The organism is Bacillus sp. GS3m_15504 (assembly GCF_055825275.1).
In genome coordinates, this window is record NZ_JBVVNL010000004.1 from 23,776 (window position 1) to 43,870 (window position 20,095).

20 protein-coding genes are annotated in these 20,095 nt (G+C 34.5%); 8 read left to right on the forward strand and 12 right to left on the reverse strand.

What is annotated here, in order from left to right:
- Positions 1-16 precede the first annotated feature (16 nt).
- Both AC0L0O_RS24220 and AC0L0O_RS24225 read left to right on the forward strand, forming a co-directional pair.
- Positions 17-274, forward strand: a complete 258-nt coding sequence (locus tag AC0L0O_RS24220; protein WP_003296716.1) for a DUF4022 family protein — start codon at positions 17-19, stop codon at positions 272-274.
- Between the two features lie 14 nt (positions 275-288).
- Complete coding sequence (locus AC0L0O_RS24225) at positions 289-726, forward strand: GNAT family N-acetyltransferase (RefSeq protein WP_001984729.1); 438 nt, start codon at positions 289-291, stop codon at positions 724-726.
- Between the two features lie 37 nt (positions 727-763).
- On the opposite strand, the gene AC0L0O_RS24230 is transcribed toward AC0L0O_RS24225, so the two are convergent.
- From AC0L0O_RS24230 to AC0L0O_RS24240, 3 genes are all read right to left on the reverse strand, one after another.
- Positions 764-1,192: a hypothetical protein gene (locus AC0L0O_RS24230; protein ID WP_375361684.1), complete on the reverse strand. Its 429-nt coding sequence runs from the start codon at positions 1,190-1,192 to the stop codon at positions 764-766.
- A gap of 4 nt (positions 1,193-1,196) precedes the next feature.
- Positions 1,197-1,397 carry a helix-turn-helix transcriptional regulator gene (locus AC0L0O_RS24235; RefSeq protein ID WP_000301182.1) on the reverse strand — a complete coding sequence of 67 codons (201 nt, stop codon included), beginning with the start codon at positions 1,395-1,397 and terminating at the stop codon, positions 1,197-1,199.
- A 131-nt stretch (positions 1,398-1,528) separates the two neighbouring features.
- Positions 1,529-2,821, reverse strand: a complete 1,293-nt coding sequence (locus AC0L0O_RS24240) for an NCS2 family permease (protein WP_000487177.1) — start codon at positions 2,819-2,821, stop codon at positions 1,529-1,531.
- A gap of 280 nt (positions 2,822-3,101) precedes the next feature.
- On the opposite strand from AC0L0O_RS24240, the gene AC0L0O_RS24245 reads away from it, so the two are divergent.
- A complete protein-coding gene (locus tag AC0L0O_RS24245) occupies positions 3,102-4,493 on the forward strand; it encodes an amino acid permease (RefSeq protein WP_001164821.1) in 1,392 nt (463 codons plus the stop codon).
- A 181-nt stretch (positions 4,494-4,674) separates the two neighbouring features.
- A complete protein-coding gene (locus AC0L0O_RS24250; protein ID WP_473786161.1) occupies positions 4,675-6,222 on the forward strand; it encodes a DNA-binding protein in 1,548 nt (515 codons plus the stop codon).
- Between the two features lie 34 nt (positions 6,223-6,256).
- Here AC0L0O_RS24250 and AC0L0O_RS24255 read toward each other — a convergent pair whose 3' ends face one another.
- Both AC0L0O_RS24255 and brnQ1 read right to left on the reverse strand, forming a co-directional pair.
- Positions 6,257-7,978, reverse strand: coding sequence for a DUF2339 domain-containing protein (locus AC0L0O_RS24255; protein ID WP_134189191.1), 1,722 nt, complete (start codon positions 7,976-7,978; stop codon positions 6,257-6,259).
- Positions 7,979-8,113: 135 nt separating this feature from the next.
- A complete protein-coding gene (gene brnQ1, locus AC0L0O_RS24260) occupies positions 8,114-9,415 on the reverse strand; it encodes a branched-chain amino acid transport system II carrier protein BrnQ1 (protein ID WP_000771669.1) in 1,302 nt (433 codons plus the stop codon).
- Positions 9,416-9,667: 252 nt separating this feature from the next.
- Between brnQ1 and AC0L0O_RS24265 the strand changes: the two genes are divergently transcribed.
- Positions 9,668-11,053 (forward strand): peptide MFS transporter, encoded by a 1,386-nt coding sequence (locus AC0L0O_RS24265; protein ID WP_000443134.1) that lies wholly within the window; start codon positions 9,668-9,670, stop codon positions 11,051-11,053.
- Positions 11,054-11,083: 30 nt separating this feature from the next.
- Here AC0L0O_RS24265 and AC0L0O_RS24270 read toward each other — a convergent pair whose 3' ends face one another.
- From AC0L0O_RS24270 to AC0L0O_RS24285, 4 genes are all read right to left on the reverse strand, one after another.
- A complete protein-coding gene (locus AC0L0O_RS24270; RefSeq protein WP_001041731.1) occupies positions 11,084-11,716 on the reverse strand; it encodes a class A sortase in 633 nt (210 codons plus the stop codon).
- 116 nt (positions 11,717-11,832) lie between these two features.
- Entirely contained in the window at positions 11,833-12,306 is a 474-nt protein-coding gene (locus AC0L0O_RS24275; RefSeq protein WP_001080034.1) for a DUF2178 domain-containing protein, read from the reverse strand.
- Complete coding sequence (locus AC0L0O_RS24280) at positions 12,299-12,517, reverse strand: helix-turn-helix transcriptional regulator (protein ID WP_000154010.1); 219 nt, start codon at positions 12,515-12,517, stop codon at positions 12,299-12,301. The genes AC0L0O_RS24275 and AC0L0O_RS24280 overlap by 8 nt, the downstream gene beginning before the upstream one ends.
- Before the next feature lie 112 nt (positions 12,518-12,629).
- A complete protein-coding gene (locus tag AC0L0O_RS24285; RefSeq protein ID WP_001105815.1) occupies positions 12,630-13,892 on the reverse strand; it encodes a 3D domain-containing protein in 1,263 nt (420 codons plus the stop codon).
- Positions 13,893-14,376: 484 nt separating this feature from the next.
- Between AC0L0O_RS24285 and AC0L0O_RS24290 the strand changes: the two genes are divergently transcribed.
- Entirely contained in the window at positions 14,377-15,057 is a 681-nt protein-coding gene (locus AC0L0O_RS24290; RefSeq protein WP_370174618.1) for a methyl-accepting chemotaxis protein, read from the forward strand.
- 132 nt (positions 15,058-15,189) lie between these two features.
- Positions 15,190-16,002 (forward strand): undecaprenyl-diphosphate phosphatase, encoded by an 813-nt coding sequence (locus AC0L0O_RS24295; RefSeq protein WP_000434782.1) that lies wholly within the window; start codon positions 15,190-15,192, stop codon positions 16,000-16,002.
- Positions 16,003-16,059: 57 nt separating this feature from the next.
- On the opposite strand, the gene AC0L0O_RS24300 is transcribed toward AC0L0O_RS24295, so the two are convergent.
- Positions 16,060-16,263, reverse strand: coding sequence for a hypothetical protein (locus AC0L0O_RS24300; RefSeq protein ID WP_473786162.1), 204 nt, complete (start codon positions 16,261-16,263; stop codon positions 16,060-16,062).
- A 172-nt stretch (positions 16,264-16,435) separates the two neighbouring features.
- Between AC0L0O_RS24300 and AC0L0O_RS24305 the strand changes: the two genes are divergently transcribed.
- Positions 16,436-17,587 carry a VanZ family protein gene (locus tag AC0L0O_RS24305; RefSeq protein ID WP_473786163.1) on the forward strand — a complete coding sequence of 384 codons (1,152 nt, stop codon included), beginning with the start codon at positions 16,436-16,438 and terminating at the stop codon, positions 17,585-17,587.
- Positions 17,588-17,594: 7 nt separating this feature from the next.
- On the opposite strand, the gene AC0L0O_RS24310 is transcribed toward AC0L0O_RS24305, so the two are convergent.
- Together AC0L0O_RS24310 and AC0L0O_RS24315 are read right to left on the reverse strand one after the other, a co-directional pair.
- On the reverse strand, positions 17,595-18,908 hold the full coding sequence (locus AC0L0O_RS24310) for a D-arabinono-1,4-lactone oxidase (protein ID WP_000948927.1): 1,314 nt from the start codon (positions 18,906-18,908) through the stop codon (positions 17,595-17,597).
- Complete coding sequence (locus AC0L0O_RS24315; RefSeq protein WP_473786164.1) at positions 18,896-20,068, reverse strand: amino acid deaminase/aldolase; 1,173 nt, start codon at positions 20,066-20,068, stop codon at positions 18,896-18,898. Before AC0L0O_RS24315 ends, AC0L0O_RS24310 begins: the two co-directional genes overlap by 13 nt.
- Between the last annotated feature and the right edge of the window lie 27 nt (positions 20,069-20,095).

Genomic DNA, 20,095 nt, shown 5'->3' on the forward strand with positions numbered 1-20,095 from the left:
CATTCCATATGGTAAAATGTTACTATCACATATTATGAGGATGGATTACATTATGTCTATTATAACTTTAGCTCTCTTATTATTAGCAGAAATACTCGTTGCCATTATTCTCATCGGTGTTAGCATTGAAATTTGTAGTTATGGATGGAAAAAATCAAATGGAATAAAGTACTCTTGTCTCTTACTTTCACTCCTTCTCGGAACCGCTAGCATACTCGGACTTTTCGCCGCACCTGCCTATTTCTTTATACAATTAACAGAAAAAGCTTTATAAGAAAGGATGTTAATATGATTACCGTGAAAAATATTGATGGATCTGAAACTTACGTATTACGTCAAAAAATTTTACGCCCGAGTCAAACATTAGCAGATTGTAAATACTCTTCCGACTATGAAACAGATACCTTTCACTTAGGCGCATTTATAAATGATAAACTTATTAGTATCGCTTCTTTCTCAAAGGAAATGCATCCTGACTTACAAGCAGGTATGCATTATCGTCTACGAGGAATGGCAACATTACCTGAATTTCGAAACAACCACGCTGGAAGCTCCTTAATTCAGAATGCAGAACAAATCTTACAAGAGCGTCAAGCAAATATATTATGGTGTAATGGCCGAATTACTGTAGCTGACTATTACAAGCGCTTAGGCTTCCAAGAACATGGTGAAATCTTTGAAATTGAACCAATTGGCCTTCATAAAGTACTGTATAAAAGAATATAAGAAAAGCTTTCCGCAACAGGAAAGCTCTTCTTATATTTCAATCTTCACTTTTTATCTTTTTCATATATATGTATATAAACAGACTAGGAACTAAAAAACAAGCAAACATAATAAGTCCTGTCATACTAATTTCCTTTATCGAAATATCTGGTGTTACAACGATACAAATAGCTAAAATCCCAATAACAATACTTACAGGCACTAATAATAGTTTCATGAAATAGCTACGTGATACTCCCCCTGTATGCTCATACACTTCCACTGAATTTTTCAGATTTAAAAGGTTAATAACTACAATCCCACCCATAAATACCATTAATAAATCCGAAACACTTTCATATCCTGCATCTTGCAAAACGTAGCGATAAAAAACAATACCTAGTATAAAGATATTTTGTAAGATGAAAACTAATCTAATATGTTTTAACCCCTCAATCATTAAACGTTCATCTTTCACGATTTTCATCGAATCACTCCTTTTCCTCCCAAAACAAATCATTCAAAGTTTTATCTACTGCATAACAGATTTTCAAACATAAATCTAAAGACGGATTGTATTTGCCCTTCTCAATTAAACTAATCGTTTGCCTTGTAACTCCTACTTTTTCTGCTAATTGTTGCTGTGTTAAATCTAACTGAACACGCGCGACTTTTATTTTACTTACAGCCATTCATGTTCCTCCTCTGCCTTTATTGTAACATATATATTCCAATAAGTAATTTATATTTTACATTACTAATTTAAGTTTCACTTTATTATACACAAAAAAGGAGCCCCTCATAAGAAGCCCCCTCTCCTATATTATAAGAATAAATGACATCCAAATAAAATTGTAAATAAGTATAGTAATGGATGTACTTCCATCCCTTTCCCTTTCACAATTTTCAAGACTGGATACACTAAAAATCCAATTGCAATTCCATTCGCAATACTAGACGTTAACGGAATACCAACGAAAATTAAAAATGCTGGTAATGCATCTTCAAATTCATTCCAATTAATATCACGAATACTTTGTGCCATTAAACTACCTACAATAATTAATGAAGGAGCTGTAATAGCAGCTACACTTGATAAAGAAGCAATAACAGGGCTGAAAAACGCCGTTATAATCGTTAGGCCGACTACTACAATACCTGTTAATCCCGTTTTACCACCTGCAGCAATACCAGCTGACGATTCAATCGTCGCTGCTGTTGGACTTGTCCCAAAGATAGAGCCTGTAGTACCGCCAATTGCATCCGCAATAAACGCTTTACCAAAACGTTTCTCTGTATTATCCGTAATTAAACCCGCTTGTTTAATTAATCCAAGTAATGCACCTGTCGTATCAAATAACAGTACAAGTAAAAATGAAAATACAACACCATATAAGCCGTACTCAATTACATCTGAAAAGGCATTGATTGGGTTTGAAACGATAATACCCTCTGGTAAATGAGGCATCGCAACAATTTTATCCGTGAACTTCAGTTGCCCTGTAAAAAAGGCGATAACTCCTGTCACAATCATACTAATAAATAATGCACCGCTCACACGCAATGCCATTAATACCGCCGCTAATATTAAACCAATAAGAGTTAAAATAACGGCTGGAGAATGAAAATCACCAATCGTAACTAAATTTGATGGATGATCAACGATAATTCCAGAAAGGCGTAATCCAATAAAAGCAATAAATAGTCCAATACCACCTGCAATTGCATGCTTTAAACTATCAGGAATTGCTAAAATTAACTTTTGCCTAAACGAAGTAAAAGATAATAAAAGAAAAATAATCCCTGTTACAAATACCGCTGAAAAGGCAATTACATATGTAATCCCTTCTGCTTTCTGTACAACAGAATACGCAAAGTATGCGTTCATCCCCATAGCTGGAGCAATAACAATTGGATAATTAGCAAAAATCGCCATACCTATTGTTCCAACAACAGTTGCAATAATTGTTGCTGTAAACGCTTGGTCAAATGGTACACCTGCATCAGATAATATTTTCGGATTGATGACAAGAATATACGCAAATGTAAAAAAAGTTGTGATGCCAGCCAAAAACTCTTGCTTCACAGAAGTGTTATATTTTTGTAATTGAAACATGCTTATGTACCCTTCCTACACCTGAATTATTATCACACATTCTCTTCTTACTAGTATGCGAGAAAATATAATACTTAATCTTAACAATCAATAAAAAGAAGAGTCAATATATTCTCTAATAGTTCGAATTTTAAGTTTAAGTCTGACAAGTCTAGATGTAGTACAGTTCATTATGATTATTTTTGTAGCATAACAGATAGAAATGTTTTATAATTTGAAATAGTTAAATATTTAGTAAGCGCATTCAAACATCGTTCACTCTACAAGGGGGATTCTTCTTATGCAACACTCAAACAAATCTGGAACTTTAAACCGCGGTTTAAAAGAACGACATATTACTTTAATGTCACTCGGTTCAGCTATTGGCGTTGGACTATTTTTAGGATCTGCTTCTGCTATTAAACTAGCTGGGCCCTCTATTTTACTAGGATATATGATTGCTGGACTCGTTATTTTTTTCATTATGCGAGCGCTCGGAGAAATGGCAATTGAACAACCTGTTGCCGGCTCTTTTAGTAAATATGCATATGATTATCTCGGACCGCTAGCTGGTTATATTACAGGTTGGAACTACTGGTTCTTATGGGTTGTTACTTGCATGGCTGAAATTACAGCAGCTGGCATTTACATGCAGTACTGGTTCCCAGATATTCCGCGTTGGACTTGGGCGCTACTCGCTTTATTATTAATGAGCGCTTTCAACTTCTTATCCGTAAAAGTATTTGGAGAACTTGAATTTTGGTTTGCTCTTATTAAAATTGTCACAATTATCTGTATGATAGTAGTTGGAGCTGGTATTATTTTATTCGGATTCGGAAATGGCGGAATAGCCACCGGTATTTCAAACCTTTGGTCACATGGTGGCTGGTTTCCAAATGGATTTTCTGGGTTACTACTCTCCATGCAAATGGTATTATTCGCTTATTTAGGCGTTGAATTAATCGGTGTTACAGCTGGTGAAGCTCAAAACCCGAAGAAAACACTCGCAAAAGCAATCGATAACGTATTTTGGAGAATATTACTGTTCTACGTTGGAGCTCTATTCGTTATGATGGCAATTTATCCATGGAACGAACTGGGTGAGAAAGGAAGTCCATTTGTATTAACATTTCAACAAATCGGTATTGCAAAAGCAGCAGGGATTATTAACTTTGTCGTATTAACAGCAGCTCTTTCATCTTGTAATGGTGGTTTATTTAGTACAGGCCGTATGCTGTATACATTGGCTCAGCAGAAGAAAGCACCTGAAAGATTCGGTCGTTTAAATAAAAATGGCATTCCAAGTCAAGGAATTGTAGCAACTGCGATCGTTTTACTCATTGGCGTTATATTAAACTATCTCGTACCTGCAAAGGTATTTACATGGCTCACTAGTATTTCCACTTTCGGCGCAATTTGGACTTGGGGAATCATATTAGTCGCTCAAATTAAATTCCGTAAAAGTTTGCCAACGCAAAACAGACAAAAGTTATCGTATAAAATGCCCTTATACCCATTAAGTTCATATTTCTCACTTGCTTTCCTTGTACTAGTATTAGGTATAATGGCGTATTCAGAAGATACACGAATCGCATTAATCGTCGGTCCTATTTGGCTTATCGGCTTAGCTATCGTGTACTACATGAAAGGGTTTCATAAGATTGATGAAACACCTAATTCAAAAATTAGTTAAACAAAACATCCCTTCCTTATTGATTGGAAGGGGTGTTTTTATGTCTATATAAATATTTCTCAACAAATTTCACGGTATTTTTACAATTTTTTAATATTTTTTATGTTTTCCGTCTTTATTTTTACAAAAAAATAAATTACATTATTAAAGCACATATATTTATTATTAGGGGGATTCTTCTATGAAGAATAAAAAATGGATTACATTTTCTTTAGCAACAGCAATTACACTAAGTATAGGAGCTTCGTTCATACCGTCTACTTATGCCGAAAGCTCTGTAGACCCAGCTCCTGAAATTGCTGCAAAAGTTGTAAACCAAAATAATGAGAAGAAAGTATTATTCGATAATACACACGGTCAAACTGCCGGGACAGCTGACTGGGTTATTGATGGCGGCTTTTCTGATTTCGGAAATGGTATCGCTCAAAACGGCTATCATGTAAAAGAACTACGTAAATCAACACCAATTACATACGAAGATTTAAAAGACTACAATGTGTTTATCGTTCCAGAGGCAAATATTCCTTACAAAAAATCTGAACAAGATGCTATGTTACAATACGTGAAAAATGGCGGTAGTATCTTCTTCATTGCCGATCATTATAATGCAGATCGTAATAAAAATCGTTGGGACTCTTCTGAAGTATTTAACGGATATAGACGCGGTGCTTGGGATAATCCAGCGAAAGGAATGTCTAACGAAGAAGCCAATTCACAAGCTATGCAAGGAGTAGAAAGCTCTGATTGGCTATCTGACAACTTCGGTATTCGCTTCCGCTATAATGCAATCGGTGATGTTTCCGCTAAAAATATTGTATCACCTGAACAATCATTCGGAATTACAGAAGGGGTTTCATCTGTAGCAATGCATGCTGGTTCTACTTTAGCAATTACAAATCCAAAACTAGCAAAAGGACTTGTTTATCTTCCAGAAAACCCAGCAAAATGGAATAACGCTGTTGATAGCGGTGTGTATAACGGCGGTGGTGTTGCAGAAGGTCCTTATGCTGCTATCGCAAAAGTAGGACTTGGAAAAGCTGCCTTTATTGGAGACTCTTCTCCTGTTGAAGATGCTACGCCAAAATACGTTCGTGAAGACTCTGGCCAAACAAAGAAAACTTACGATGGATATAAAGAAGAAAACGATGCGATTTTACTAGAAAATATCGTAAATTGGCTATCGAATAAAGAAACATTTACAAGTTTAGACCAAGTAAATGGTTTACAACTTGATTTACCTACCACTTTACAAACATTTGAACAACCAAGCTTATCAACTGAGCCACAACCTGAACCTTGGAGTGCGCCAAATGCAGGTTATCAATGGTTTAATACAAATACTTTTAAACCTGGTTCATATGGCTATAACGGTGCAGTAACAGCAAATGACTACGTAGTTACACACCCTAGCACTCTACCAAACAATGAAGTGTTCCAAATCAAAATTCAAGTAAATAACTTATTACCAAACACAACATACAATAATTATTCTTTAGGTATATTCACTACTGGCGGTACACAAATAGCAAAAGTTCAAAATACAAACGGCACTTGGCCATCTACTTTCGGATATAGTAGTGCATTTTCTTTCACAACAAACAGCTTAGGTTCTGCTGAAAAAATTGTGAACGTACAAATCGATCCAAATACAACTGGACAAGCAACACTTCGTCTACGCCAAAATACAACAGCGAAATATAGTGAGACTGTAACGATTAATAAGAAATAATGAAAAAGGCAATCCGGATATGGATTGCCTTTTTCTACTTCTCTTCTTTTGAGAAAAACATTCTTGAAATAACGATACCTATACTACCTACGATTAAGAATAACACCGCCCTGATCATCATCGATACTTCTGGTAGGTCCAGAAGGAATAGCTTCCCTATCGTTACAACTAAAACGATTAATCCAGCATACAATATTTCATTCATATGTTTATTCCGTCCAAGCCAAACTGCAAATAAAGCATATACCATCCATAATAACGATACAGATACGCTAATTATGCTTCCATCTGTAGAAAGGACTTCACCAACTCTAGTAATTGCAATAAATATGATAACCATAAACCAATAGAGCGCTATAGAATATACATATTTTCCAAAGCTCATTAACACATCTTTCGCTTGCTTCATGCAGTAATAAAATGTACCTATTAAAATAATATGAGCAACGAAACCAGCTGAAAGGAAATGATCAAATGGGCTAAAAATAGTCTGTATCATTCCAATCGCATAAATCGTCGCACTAATATATAATTTTATCTGTTGTTTTCCTTTAATAGAAGTCACCATGCCGAGGAAACCTTGTAATAATAGTACAATCGCTGCATTCACTAAACTATACTCATATAAAATCGCTAAACTAAATGCCCCCATTGCGAAACCAAATAAAAGATTTGTAAACGTAGAATGTCGATTCTTCCTATATTCAAACACGAACATAGTAGCGTGTACGAGTGCACTTATCATTAATCCCCATGTTGTAAATTCAGGTATTTTTGAAATAGCTAATATAAAGAAAACTGCATTCGCACTAAATATTGCCAAGCGTGGTTCTACTATAAAACTTCTCTCCGTAAACATATGCCAAAATAATAGTAAGTGAATTAAGCCATAAACTACTGTTAACTGTACTTGTAAATCCTCTACTAACATTGACATAACAGCAAAGAAGACAAAAAGAACAATAGCAGCAACCGCATAAGAAATCATATATAAATACTGATAACGATTTTTCAACGCATACCATAATAAGCTAAGTGTTAGTATCATCTCATATCCAAAGAAAATGTACGGATTAGGAGTTGTACTATTTAATAAGAATGGTACAAAGAAGGCTCCTACCGCTACGAAGATAGTAAGATATTCTGATTGATACCTCTTCGCTATATAAATACCTAAAATAACCCATGCAATATTACACACAAATGCAACACTTGCTGGAATAAAGCCATATAAATAATGTGCCGCAAATGTCGTTAAAACTATACCCGTAATACTTCCTCCTGCTAATACTAACCCTAACGCTTGCCGCTCTCGTTTAATTTGAATATCCCCTATATAATAAAAACCAATTGATAGGACAATACCAAACACAATTCGTATTGCTGGTGTTAATAGTCCAGCATCTACCCCTGCTTTAAATAACCAGATTACTCCAAGTAACATAATTCCTACAAAAATACGTGGCAACCACGTTTGGCAAAACTTAATAATATTAAATGGTTCTGGTTTAAAAGCAGATATATCTACTTGTTTTACCTCACGTTCTTGCACAGGTTCTTTTATTGTAACTACTTCTTCTTTTTGTTTTTCCTCTATCACCGTTTCAATATATTCTTTCTTTTCCTTACTAACATGTTGCTGAGCATTTTCTACTTCTATTTCTCTTTGTTTTGCTTTCAATTCAAAAAGTGCTTCTTGCATCGTTTCAATTGTCGTTTCGAGCGCTTCTATTTTCTTATTCAAATCCTCCTTCATACGTTCCCCCCTCATCATTCATTCAAAACCTATATATTACCAATTACCTTTATCATACTCTTAGTCTATTCATTTTCAATACTATTTTTCCAAAAAAAAGAAAGGTGTTTTCCGAAATAGGAAAACACCTCTTACTTATTTCTTCTTATTGAAAACAAAACTAACGATAACACCAATACAAGCACCTATAATAGCTGGAACAATCCATCCTACACCTTCTGTATAAAACGGAATGTACTTTAATACTGATGTCCATTGATTCAACATTACATTTTTATTGAAAATATCGATTGCACTAAATACGGCTACAATCCCAACTGTCACTGCATATACGTATGCATACTTTCCAATATACTTCTGGAATAACCCTAAAATAATAAGCGTTAATGCAACCGGATAAATAAATCCAAGAATTGGTACCGATACTTTTAAAATTTGTGTTAATCCTAAATTTGCTAAAATCATACTAACAAAACTTAAGATAAATGCCCAAACTTTGTATGCTACTTTCGGAAATGCACTTGCGAAAAATTGACTACACGATGTAACAAGTCCGATTGAAACACATAAACATGCGATCGTAAAAATAAGTCCTAATAAAACGACTCCACCTTGTCCAAATAGTGTAGTCATTACTTGTGCTAACACTTGCGCGCCATTATCAAATGTCCCCAATGAACCACTCATTGAACCAACATATCCAAGTATGACATAAATAATAGATAATAATAGTCCTGCACCAATTCCAGCAATACTCATATATTTCGCTAAACCTTTATCATCTTCAATACCTTTTGCACGAAGAGCATTTGCAATCACAATCCCAAAAATTAAAGCTGCTAATGCGTCCATCGTTAAATATCCATCTAAAAACCCTTGGAACATAGGCGCTTGTCCATAGTTTCCAGCAGCCTCTTTCACACTACCTACTGATGTAAACATGCTTTTTATAAAGATAAGGGCAATCATACCTAATAATAATGGTGTTAAAACCTTTCCGAACAACCCCATTAATTTAGACGGTGATAAGCTTAACCAGTACACAATACTAAAGAAAATAACCGTATAACATAATAAAACTATGCTTCCCGCTTCTGGGAAGAACTGACCTGGCCCCATTTCAAAAGCTAAACTTCCTGCACGTGGTATACCAAGTCCTGGCCCAATAAACAAGTACACGATACACGGAAAAATAATTGCAAATGAGGAATGAACCCTACCCGCTAACGTTTGGAAACTTCCTGCTTTCGCAATCGCAATAACTCCCAATATAGGAAGACCTGTTGCCGATATAATAAATCCTACTAATGAAATCCACACATGTTCGCCTGCTTCATAACCAAGAAAAGGTGGGAATATAAGATTCCCCGCTCCAAAGAACATCGAGAATAACATAAGACTAATAAGTAAAATTTCTTTTTTCTGTAACAATTTCATTTCTTTCTCCTTCTTTAATTTCATCTTTTATGAAATCAATTTCACATATAAAAAAGTGCAATAAAGCGATTCCTCACAAAGAAAACATAGTCCATAGTCTAACATAAAAGAAACACCCATTCTATAGCTATCTCTCTTTTCCAATTTCTTCTGAAAAATCAACCTTTATTGACTTATAATAGTTAATAAGGTAAAATATTAAATGTACAAAATTATTAACTTTGTTTTTGTTTGTGTCAGGAGGAAAATAACATGGAATCAGCGATACAACTAGAAAAAGAACAACAAAGAAAAAAGAAACATCCTCCAGGTTTATACTTACTCTTCTTTACAGAAATGTGGGAAAGATTTAGTTACTATGGATTACGAGGATTATTAACATTATATTTAACGACAGCTTTAGTAAGCGGTGGTCTTGGGTTTAGTCCCGCATGGGCACTCTCCATTTACGGATTTTATACTGGAGCCTGTTATTTCACACCAATGATTGGTGGATACTTAACAGACCGGTTCCTAGGTAGACGAAAAGCCATCACAATTGGTGGTATAACAATGGCAATCGGTAACCTTACACTATTCGCCATGCAAAACCAAGTCGGCCTATACCTCGGATTAGCGCTTATTATTATCGGTAATGGATTCTTCAAACCGAATATCTCTACACTGGTTGGGGAATTATACGAAGAGAACGATCCAAAACGTGATAGTGCATTTACTATTTTCTATATGGGTATTAACGTCGGGTCATTTTTAGCTCCACTCGTTTGCGGATTTTTATCAGAAAATTTATTCAAAACAACAGTTGATGGCGTTGTACATTACGGATTCCGTTACGGTTTCTTAGCCGCTTCAATTGGAATGATTATCGGACAAATTTTATTTACAACATTATCAAATCGCTTCCTTGGTGATATCGGTAAAAAACCAACTCGCGATTTGCAAACAACAGATGGACAACCATCAGTAGGAGATACACCGTTAACAAAAAAAGAAAAACAGCGTACTGCAGTTATCGTCATTTTAACATGCTTCGTTGTCTTCTTCTGGGCTGGCTTTGAACAAGCTGGTAGCTCATTAACATTATATACAAACAAATTTGTAGACCGCTCTGTGTTCGGATGGGAAGTTCCAACATCTTGGTTCCAATCGGTCAATCCATTATTTATTATTTTACTTGCTCCAGTTATTTCGGCATTATGGGCAAAACTTGCAACTCGCAAGCGCGGGGATTTAAAAATCCCAACAAAAATGGGACTTGGTATGATTTTGCTCGGTATCGGTTATATCATTCTCGTTATCGCTACATTAAAAACAGGTAGTGATGAACATAACATTACAGAAAAAGCAAACTTATTATTTATCGTCTTTACGTATCTTTTCCATACGTTAGGTGAGCTATTCTTATCACCTGTTGGACTATCAATGGTTAGTGCACTTGCTCCAGTAAAACTAGCATCTTTACTAATGGGCGTATGGTTAGCGAGTTCAGGTATCGCCAACATTTTAGGTGGACAACTTGCAAGCTTCACAACTTCACTTGGATATGCTGAAGTATTTACAGTTATTGGCGCTGTAGCAATTGTATTAGGTTGTGTTTTATTATTAATTTCTAAGAAATTAGTGAAATGGATGGATTAAAAAAAGATGAGGGATTTCCCTCATCTTTTTTTATTTCTTCGCCTTCGTTCCTACTAAATCACCAGCAACAACGTAACGTTTAGAATTATCTTTCACTGATACACATGTAATTAGCGTTATCTCATCTTTCCCATGATCCTCAACAACTTCCCACTTATCAGGAGTCACTTCAGACACACCAGTAACCGCATACTCATATTCGTTTTCATTATCATATAAATAAATTTTGTCACCTTTTTTTAGAGACGCTATATCACTAAATAAAACACCTTTTTTAGACATGTTATGTCCTGCTAATGCATAGTTCCCTTTTCCCATTACTTGATTTTCTTTTACTGTTGCTGCACCTGATAATAGGTTTTTCTCAGTAGAAGATTTTAAAACAGGAAGTTCTAATGAAACACTTGGAATCGACATACGGCCAATTACTTGTTTCTTATCTAATGATGCGTTCGCTACTTCTGCCAAATCTGGTTGATTAATTTTCGAAGCATCTACAAATTCCGTCTCATGTTTTTCATAATCCATCTTTTGGACGGCCTGTACATTTTCAGTCTGTTTCTTTTCAGCTTGATATCCATCATAAAATGGCTTGCCGATTAATACACCACCTACAACAAATAGGAGGATTGCTACTATACTATAAATTCTTTGCTTATTCATATACAATTCCTTTCCGTTACAAAATCTTACTCTATATAAAATGATAAGATAATATTGCTGTATGTACAAGTATAAGCTGAAAAGAAACCTTCTTGCTGATGCAAGAAGGTTTCTTTTTAAGCTAATTTATTTCTGTATAGTGATACGTGAAAGACTGTCATTTGAATTAAATAAATCAAATACATAACATATAAAGGGTATGCCGAAATATATAAATTTGCTACAGGTGTAAATATTAATAATCCTAGTGCACAAGGTAATACAAACCACAATGATACAAATGTTGTTCGACATGCTCTATCTGTAATATCCTTCTCGCGTTCATCTTCTTGGGGAAATAATAACGGATACAATTGCAATGATGATCTTTTATATTTCTTCTTATGCAATCTTTTAAAGAACGCTAGTATGATAGCTACAATAAATAGTAATACAACAGGTGTCAAACTCATAGTTATTTTGGATGGTAAACTCTCATTTTTAATAATATCAGCAAACTGTATCCAAAAATCATAAAACTCTACAAATGCCCAGCATGCCAATACACTGTAAAATAAATTTATAATATACGAAGCAACAATTCTATTCATCCTCTTTCCCCTCCTTATTTAAAACAAACACATCTTCCATCTTTAACTCGAATACATCACAAATTGTAAGTGCTAATAACAAAGAAGGAACATAATCCCCTTTTTCAATTGCCGCAATTGTTTGTCTCGTCACTCCCACCTTTTCTGCTAATACACTTTGCGAAAAATTAAACCGAGCTCTTAATTCCTTTACTCTATTTAAAATGGTCAAATTTACCACCTCTTAATCCTATTGTATGTTCTCCTTAACAAAATGTAAACTCAACTTAACATTATTTTCACAAAAAAATCCAACTTTACAATATGTAAAGTTGGATTTTGTGTTAGCTTAAAATTGTAAGCTTAACATTTTTTCTGCCCCACTTACTAGACGAAGCTTTATCTGGCATTAAAACATCGATTTTGTGACCTTTAATCGCGCCACCAGTATCTGCTGCAATTGCTTCTCCGTATCCTTCAACATATACACGAGAACCTAATGGAATAACAGATGGATCTACCGCAATTAATTTCATTCCTGGGTTTGCAGTTAAATTATAGCCTCCCCATGCAGAGTATACTTGTTGACCTGGTCCATAACCATTTTCAGCTGGGTCTGCTGTATAAGCTGTTGCATGTACATAGATTTCTCTTCCACCAGCAGTTGGCTTAGAAGGTTGTACAGGTTCTACCTTCGAATTATTATTAGCAACAGGTTCAGCTGGTTTACTAGCTTGTTCTTGCTTTTTCTTTTCAGCAACTTCCGCCTGTGCCTTAGCTAAAGCTTCTTGCTCAGCCTTTGCAGCTGCTTCTGCTTTTGCACGCTCTTCTGCTGCAATTCTCGCTGCTTCTTGTTCACGAGCAATTGTTTCTTGTACTGCCTTCATATTTGACTCAATTTTAGCTTTTTCTTCTGCTGCTAAATTAAGTTGGCTTGCAACCTGATTATATTTAGCTTGAACTGTTTGTAAGTTAGCTTGACGTTTTTTCAAGTTATCTTGCAACTCAGCTTGTGCTTTTGCTAATTTTTGTTTGTCTACTACTAAAGATGCTTCTTTTTCATCAATTGTTTTCTTATCTTCTTCAATTTGACGAAGATCTTGTTCTTGTAGACGTAAAATTTCTTTATCAGCTTCTAAAATAGTAGAAACTGCGTTCATACGTTGTAAGAAATCTGCAAAGTTCTTTGACTCTACTACAACTTCTACTACTAAACTTGTATTTGAACTGTTTTGAACAGAAACCATACGCTTTCTCATAATGTCCTTGCGAGCAAGAACTTTATCCTCTAAAACGACAATCTCGTTCTTTTTTTGCTCAATCTGCTTATGTGTTTCATCGATTTTACGTTGAATAGCAGCTTGATCCTCTTTATTTTTTGCAATTGTATTATTTAAATTATGTAGTTCGTTTTCGATACCTTGAATTTCTTTACTAACAGCTTGCTTCTCTTGCTCTTTCTTTTGCATTTCTGCATCGTTTTGCTGCAATTGCTGTTGCATGTTGTTAAGTTTCTCGTCGTTTGACTCTGCTTTAACAGCGACTGTACTAGAAAGACCGATAATTCCTGCTAATACTAGACTACTGATTCGCTTAAAATAGTTCATAATCCGACTCCCTTCTTATACAGTTATACATGATTTATTTTACAGTTTGTTTACAATACCATTAAATACAGTTTATTTTTCATGACGAAAAAAAGGGAATTATGAATAAAATGTAATAGATTCTTAAATATTTAACAATTCCTATATTTAAAAATTATAAAAGATGCTAAAATCCAAATATAGAGAAAATATAACTTCTAAAGGCGGTTGAAATAAATATATGTTTACTCAAAAGAAATCACTCCAACATAAAATTGATCAATTAGAAAATCGTATACAAGAATTAGAAGCAGAATTAAAACAAAAAGATATCGAACAACAAGAGACTATTTCTTCTATCCACGATCGTGTACAAAATGTTGTTCAAGAGCATCAACTTGTAAATAACCAGCACAATACACTCCAAAATTTAGTTCAACAATTAAGCTCATGTTTCGAAAATGTTTCAACGCGTACGACACATTCCAATGAATTAAATAATGAAATGTTACAAAAAGAACAAAGCTTAATTCAATCTATTGAAGAGATTATCGACTGCTCTAATGAAGGAAAAGAATCTGTTCATCGCTTACTTATTGTAATTAATAAATTAGGTGAACAATCACAGCGCACGTCTAATAGTATGAATCATTTAAGTGAACGCTCAAAAGAAATTGAGCAAATTGTAGAAGTCATTCAAAACATTGCAGCACAAACGAATTTACTTGCTTTAAATGCGAGTATTGAAGCTGCACGTGCTGGAGAGCACGGTAAAGGATTCGCTGTCGTTGCCAATGAAGTAAGAAAACTAGCGGAAAGTACCGCTGAAAGTACAAAAAACATCGGCAACTTAACGAAAAAAATTCAAGAAGAAATTGAAAAAGCATACGATAATACAAAAGATAATTTGCATTTAGTCGATGAAGGTGTAGAAATGAGTGCTGATACAAATGCTAGAATTGAAAATATTTTAATTATGATTCAAACGTTACAAAACGGTGCTACTAATGTTATTAAAGCTATTGAAAACCAAAAGTCTTGTAATGATGATATATTACGAGAATTCGCTAATACACAACAAATGTTCCAAAAGTTAAATACTACTATTATGAATCACATTCATGATGCTGAGAAAGTCGATGTTCAATTAACGAAAAGTCTTGAAGAAACAGTAGTTTCTCATTAATAATAAAAATCCCTTATACTGTTATAAGGGATTTTTATTATATTTTGAATATTTATTTCTTCTCAATATTGATCCATATCTTTGTTATAATGGATAAGTTGTTTCTTTCGAATAATAAACAAGGAGGTTATTATGGAACAGTTTTACTACATTTTAAAATATTTAATTCTTGGTCTGTTCCAAGGACTTACAGAACCAATTCCGATTTCTTCAAGCGGTCACCTCGTTTTAGCACAGCACTTGCTAGGACTAAAAATAGAAGGGTTTAGCTTCGAACTACTTGTTAATTCAGCTTCATTATTAGCTGTATTACTTATTTATAGAAATGATTTAATTCGTCTAACGAAGAATGGTCTATCTTATATATTTACAAGAGCAGAAGATGCAAAATCAGATTTCTTCTTTATTATTTACCTTGTTATTGCGACCATTCCAGCAGGTGTTATTGGTGTTTTATTTAAAGATTACATCGATCAGTACTTAAAAGGTGTGAAGATGGTTGGGATTTCGCTTCTTATTACTGCCGTCGGCCTTTGGATTATTAGAAACTTACGTGGACGTAAAAATGATGGCGATCTTTCTATGAAAGATGCGATCATCGTCGGATTAGCACAAGCTTGCGCACTAATCCCTGGAATTAGCCGATCTGGTGCAACAATCGTAGCCGCGATGTTACTTGGTATGAAGCAGGAAACGGCTCTTCGTTTCTCATTCTTACTATATATCCCTGTTAGCTTAGGTGGTTTATTACTAAGTATTACAGACATTGCAAAAGATCCAAATCTAGACACATTATTCGTACCATATATCGTTGCGTTCATCGCAACATTTATCATGACGTATATTTCGTTAAAATGGTTTATGAACATCATGGCAAAAGGAAATTTAAAATATTTCTCTTTCTATTGCATTATCGTAGGTGTACTTACTCTTATTTTCTTATAAAGTGAAACTTACAAATCAAAAGCGAGTCATTCTATTACACTAGGATGACTCGCTTTTTTATGCGTATACTTTCTTTTCTTGACAATACAAACGAATAACATGTTTATATTGTTGAAATACATCATGCGTTAGCCGGATAATAATAAAATTTCGTTTTGTTTGATCATCATGAACAAAAATCTGTTCTCCCTCTTGAAAACGCCACGCACTTTCAAAAGTTGTAATATGATTCCCACTTACAGAAAAAAGCTCATATCGCATATCTTGTACCCTCTCTCAACTTATAATAATCATAATATCCTTATATTAAACTTAGTATAACTTAATTCTATTAAAATTTATAATTTTTTCTATTTCAAAATATTTTAATTTTGTTTTAAGGTTCCTTTAACGTTATAATGGTAAACGAATTTTCATTGAAAGGAGCTTCATTTTGACTGCATATTTATTCCCTGTAAAAACAGCATTTATTTTATTTCCTTTTTTAGCAATGTTTCTATTAATCCCTTTTTTAATATTTAATTATCGAAAGTATGGTTATTTAAATAAATGGCGTTCATTTATTTTATACTCATTATTGCTTTACTTATTAAATGCCTATTTTCTTGTGATTTTGCCGTTGCCACAAACATATGATACTTGTAGCCTACAACCGGCTAATACGCAGCACATGCAACTATCACCATTTTATTTCATACAAGAAATTAGTAATCGTACTTCGGCAATTTTAACGAAACCAGCTACTTATTTCTACCTATTAAAAGAATCTGCGTTTTTACAAGTCGCTTTTAACGTTCTATTAACCGTTCCATTCGGTATTTACTTACGTTATTATTTCCGACGTAGTTTCTTACAAACAATTTGTATTTCTTTTTGTCTTTCACTCTTTTTCGAGCTAACACAAGTAACCGGACTATACGGTATATACAATTGTGCATACCGCTTATTTGATATAGATGATCTGTTTTTAAATACATTAGGCGGCGTAATTGGCTTTATCATTGCACCAATATTTATGTACTTCCTTCCGAAAGCAAACGAATTAGATAGTCATGTTGATTTGGAAACGAAACGAGTCGGATTCGTTCGTCGCTTTATCGCGATGCAAATTGATTGGATTTTCTTATCCATCGTTGTACCTGTCATTAAAAACAAAGGAAATTCTTTCTTCGTTTCTAATATTCAAGCTTATACGAACATATACGAACTTATTTTCATAACGTGTTCAATCTTGATTTACTTTATTATCATTCCATACTTTACGAATGGAAAAACAATCGGTAAAGCATTGCTTCGTGTTTATGTGAAAGGAAAATCAGATCGTATTACGATGAAGGAACTATTCATCCGTTACGGTATATTCTATTTCATTTTAGGCGGAATCAACTATATTCTGTCGAGTAGCTCTATCTTAAACCTTAAAGAGCCTTTAGTATTAATAGTTATAGTATTATTCCAACTCGTAATTAACGGTCTATTTATTGTTCATGTTTTATTACATGTATTTAGTCGTGATAAGTTACTATTTTACGAGCGCATTAGTCAAACAAGAAATGCGATCATACTAAAAAAAGCTGACAAATAATACTTTGTCAGCTTTTTTTCATAATCGTAAATAATTTTTCTGTGTAAGGGTTTGAAAACATTTCTGCTTCATCTAATAACTTCCTCACCTTTAGAAACGAATGCAACTCTGGATATATATTTTGTAATTTTCCGTACGTTAACGTATGCATTTTCCCCCAATGCGGGCGTCCCTCATACTTTAGAAAAATTTTCTCCACCTCACCAAAATAAGCAGCATACTTCATACCTTTATACATATGAACCGCTATATACGCAGAATCTCTTCCATACGCTGGACTGAGCCATATGTCATCCCTTTTCACATAACGGCATTCAATTGGGAAGTGCACTTTATACTTTTTCTTTTCAATAAGGTTTGAAATTTCTTCTACAACCGCCTGCATATACTTTGAAGGAACACTATACTCCATTTCATAAAATGGAACCGCACGCGACGTAGCAAATACTTCGTAACTCGGACCAATTATTTTTGTATTCGGTACAGCTTTAGCCGATAATCGACTTACTCCTTTACTTATAGAAGGAAACCATTTACATCCTTTAGATAACAAAGAAAACATCTTATTTTCTAGTAATTCTACTTTTAGCTTATGCCATTTCAAATCACTTTTTTTACCCGTTGTTTCGTTTGTAACTTTCACCTGCACTTCATCTGAATAAGGAAAAACAAAAAATTCAAAGTGACGATTCTTCTTATATTCTTCTAATTTATTCATTACAGTAGCTAATGACTGTTTTTCACTTTCATACACAAGTGAATACGCCCTAATAATGTTCAATTTTATCCTTACAATGATGCCTAGCATCCCAAGTGATAACTGAAAGGCCCTCCAATATTCCACATTCTCCGTTTCCGAACAAACTATAGTCTCACCTGTAGATAAAACTGCCGTAATCTCTATAACTTGTGTTGATAAACTTCCAAAGGTAATACCCGTTCCATGCGTACCCGTACTAATTGCTCCTGCAATAGATTGCGAATCAATATCCCCTAAATTTTCTTGCGCATAACCTTTTTCCTCAAGTAACTTCCCTAGCTCATGTAACTTTGTTCCTGCCCATACCTCGGCAATCATCTTCTCCGTATCAATATTCACAATTCCCTTCATTTCATCTAAAGAAACTAAAATTTCTTCCGTTTGCACAAGAGGTGTAAATGAGTGCCCTGAACCGACAACACGAATTTTCTTCCCTTTCTTTCGCGCAAGCTCTATAACTTCTACTACATCTTGTATACTTTCTGGATACATCGTATAATGCGGTGTTCCTTCTACATTCCCTGTCCAATTTCTCCATTTTTGTCCTTTTATAGAAAGCATTGGCCATCCCCCCGATATGTTGAATACTCCCCAACAATCTCTCCTTCTTTCACACAATATAAAAAAGGAAACCGCTCACATAATTCTCCAGCTTTACTATGGCGAAACAAGATAGAATCTCCTATCTCTACTCGTTCCTCACCGTTATAGAAAATCGGTGTTTGCACTTCACCAGCGCCTTCTAAAGCTAATAGTTTTGCACCACCCGGCCTCCAAATCTCAGGTTCTTTATCTTTCCCAATTGCGCCTGAGGCAATATATCCGCCACCTAGACAAGTGTAAATTGTTGGGGCTGGTTTACGCACAACTGGTAAAGCAAATCCGACAGCTGGATGAAATTGCACCTCTTTATAATAATCAAACAGCTTTGGGGCATAAAAAGCCGAACCTATTGTAATCTCTGAAACTGAATAATCTTGCTCAGTTGTTTTTATACTTCCTGTGCCTCCCCCATTTACAAACCTTAGTTCAATACCTAGATTTTGTATTTCTTTTACGATATGTCCTCTTCTTTCTTTAACTTCTAACACTGATTTCTTCTTTAAATATGAAATCACTTTACTTTTCACTCGTTGATTCGGTATGTGATCTCCTACCCCAGCAATTTGGGCTTCATATCCCATTACACCGTCTAGTATTAAAAATGATGATTCTTTCAACCTTTTTACTATTTTCAAAGCACCTTGCCCATCTTTTACCGGTGATCTTTTGACCCCAAAATGGAACTTAAAAAAACGACTACTCATATCAATATCTAAGCAAACACGAAAACATCCTTTAGACTTCTCGGCAATTTTTTCTAAATAAACAATATGATCTTCACAATCCACCATACAAGTTATAATGAGCCCTTGCTTTGTTAGCAAACTTATTTCATGTAACGCTCTTTCATCATAAGCAGGATATCCGAGCAATAAATCATTGAATCCTTGTTCAATTAAAAACAAAGCTTCCCTAGGTGAAAAACACATGATACCTTGAAATCGATCACTTGCAGCCAAAATCCTTTGCATAATCGGAACAGAACGTAACGATTTACTCGCTATACGAATCTTCTTATTTCCACTTAATTCTATAATCGATTGAATATTTCTATCTAAAGCCACTTCATCCAAAAATGCACAAGGTAATGGAACTTCTTTAAAAATTCCTCGATCCACATTTTTCTCTCCTCTTTTCAATATGTC

Coding starts and splice junctions, on each gene's coding strand:
- AC0L0O_RS24270 (WP_001041731.1), bottom strand. CDS start 11,716: ATGAATAAGCAAAGAATTTATAGTATAGTAGCAATCCTCCTATTTGTT.
- AC0L0O_RS24290 (WP_370174618.1), top strand. CDS start 14,377: ATGTTACAAAAAGAACAAAGCTTAATTCAATCTATTGAAGAGATTATC.
- AC0L0O_RS24230 (WP_375361684.1), bottom strand. CDS start 1,192: ATGAAAATCGTGAAAGATGAACGTTTAATGATTGAGGGGTTAAAACAT.
- AC0L0O_RS24300 (WP_473786162.1), bottom strand. CDS start 16,263: ATGCGATATGAGCTTTTTTCTGTAAGTGGGAATCATATTACAACTTTT.
- AC0L0O_RS24275 (WP_001080034.1), bottom strand. CDS start 12,306: ATGAATAGAATTGTTGCTTCGTATATTATAAATTTATTTTACAGTGTA.
- AC0L0O_RS24225 (WP_001984729.1), top strand. CDS start 289: ATGATTACCGTGAAAAATATTGATGGATCTGAAACTTACGTATTACGT.
- AC0L0O_RS24265 (WP_000443134.1), top strand. CDS start 9,668: ATGGAATCAGCGATACAACTAGAAAAAGAACAACAAAGAAAAAAGAAA.
- AC0L0O_RS24310 (WP_000948927.1), bottom strand. CDS start 18,908: ATGCTTTCTATAAAAGGACAAAAATGGAGAAATTGGACAGGGAATGTA.
- AC0L0O_RS24255 (WP_134189191.1), bottom strand. CDS start 7,978: ATGAAGGAGGATTTGAATAAGAAAATAGAAGCGCTCGAAACGACAATT.
- AC0L0O_RS24220 (WP_003296716.1), top strand. CDS start 17: ATGTTACTATCACATATTATGAGGATGGATTACATTATGTCTATTATA.
- AC0L0O_RS24245 (WP_001164821.1), top strand. CDS start 3,102: ATGCAACACTCAAACAAATCTGGAACTTTAAACCGCGGTTTAAAAGAA.
- AC0L0O_RS24295 (WP_000434782.1), top strand. CDS start 15,190: ATGGAACAGTTTTACTACATTTTAAAATATTTAATTCTTGGTCTGTTC.
- AC0L0O_RS24285 (WP_001105815.1), bottom strand. CDS start 13,892: ATGAACTATTTTAAGCGAATCAGTAGTCTAGTATTAGCAGGAATTATC.
- AC0L0O_RS24250 (WP_473786161.1), top strand. CDS start 4,675: ATGAAGAATAAAAAATGGATTACATTTTCTTTAGCAACAGCAATTACA.
- AC0L0O_RS24235 (WP_000301182.1), bottom strand. CDS start 1,397: ATGGCTGTAAGTAAAATAAAAGTCGCGCGTGTTCAGTTAGATTTAACA.
- brnQ1 (WP_000771669.1), bottom strand. CDS start 9,415: ATGAAATTGTTACAGAAAAAAGAAATTTTACTTATTAGTCTTATGTTA.
- AC0L0O_RS24240 (WP_000487177.1), bottom strand. CDS start 2,821: ATGTTTCAATTACAAAAATATAACACTTCTGTGAAGCAAGAGTTTTTG.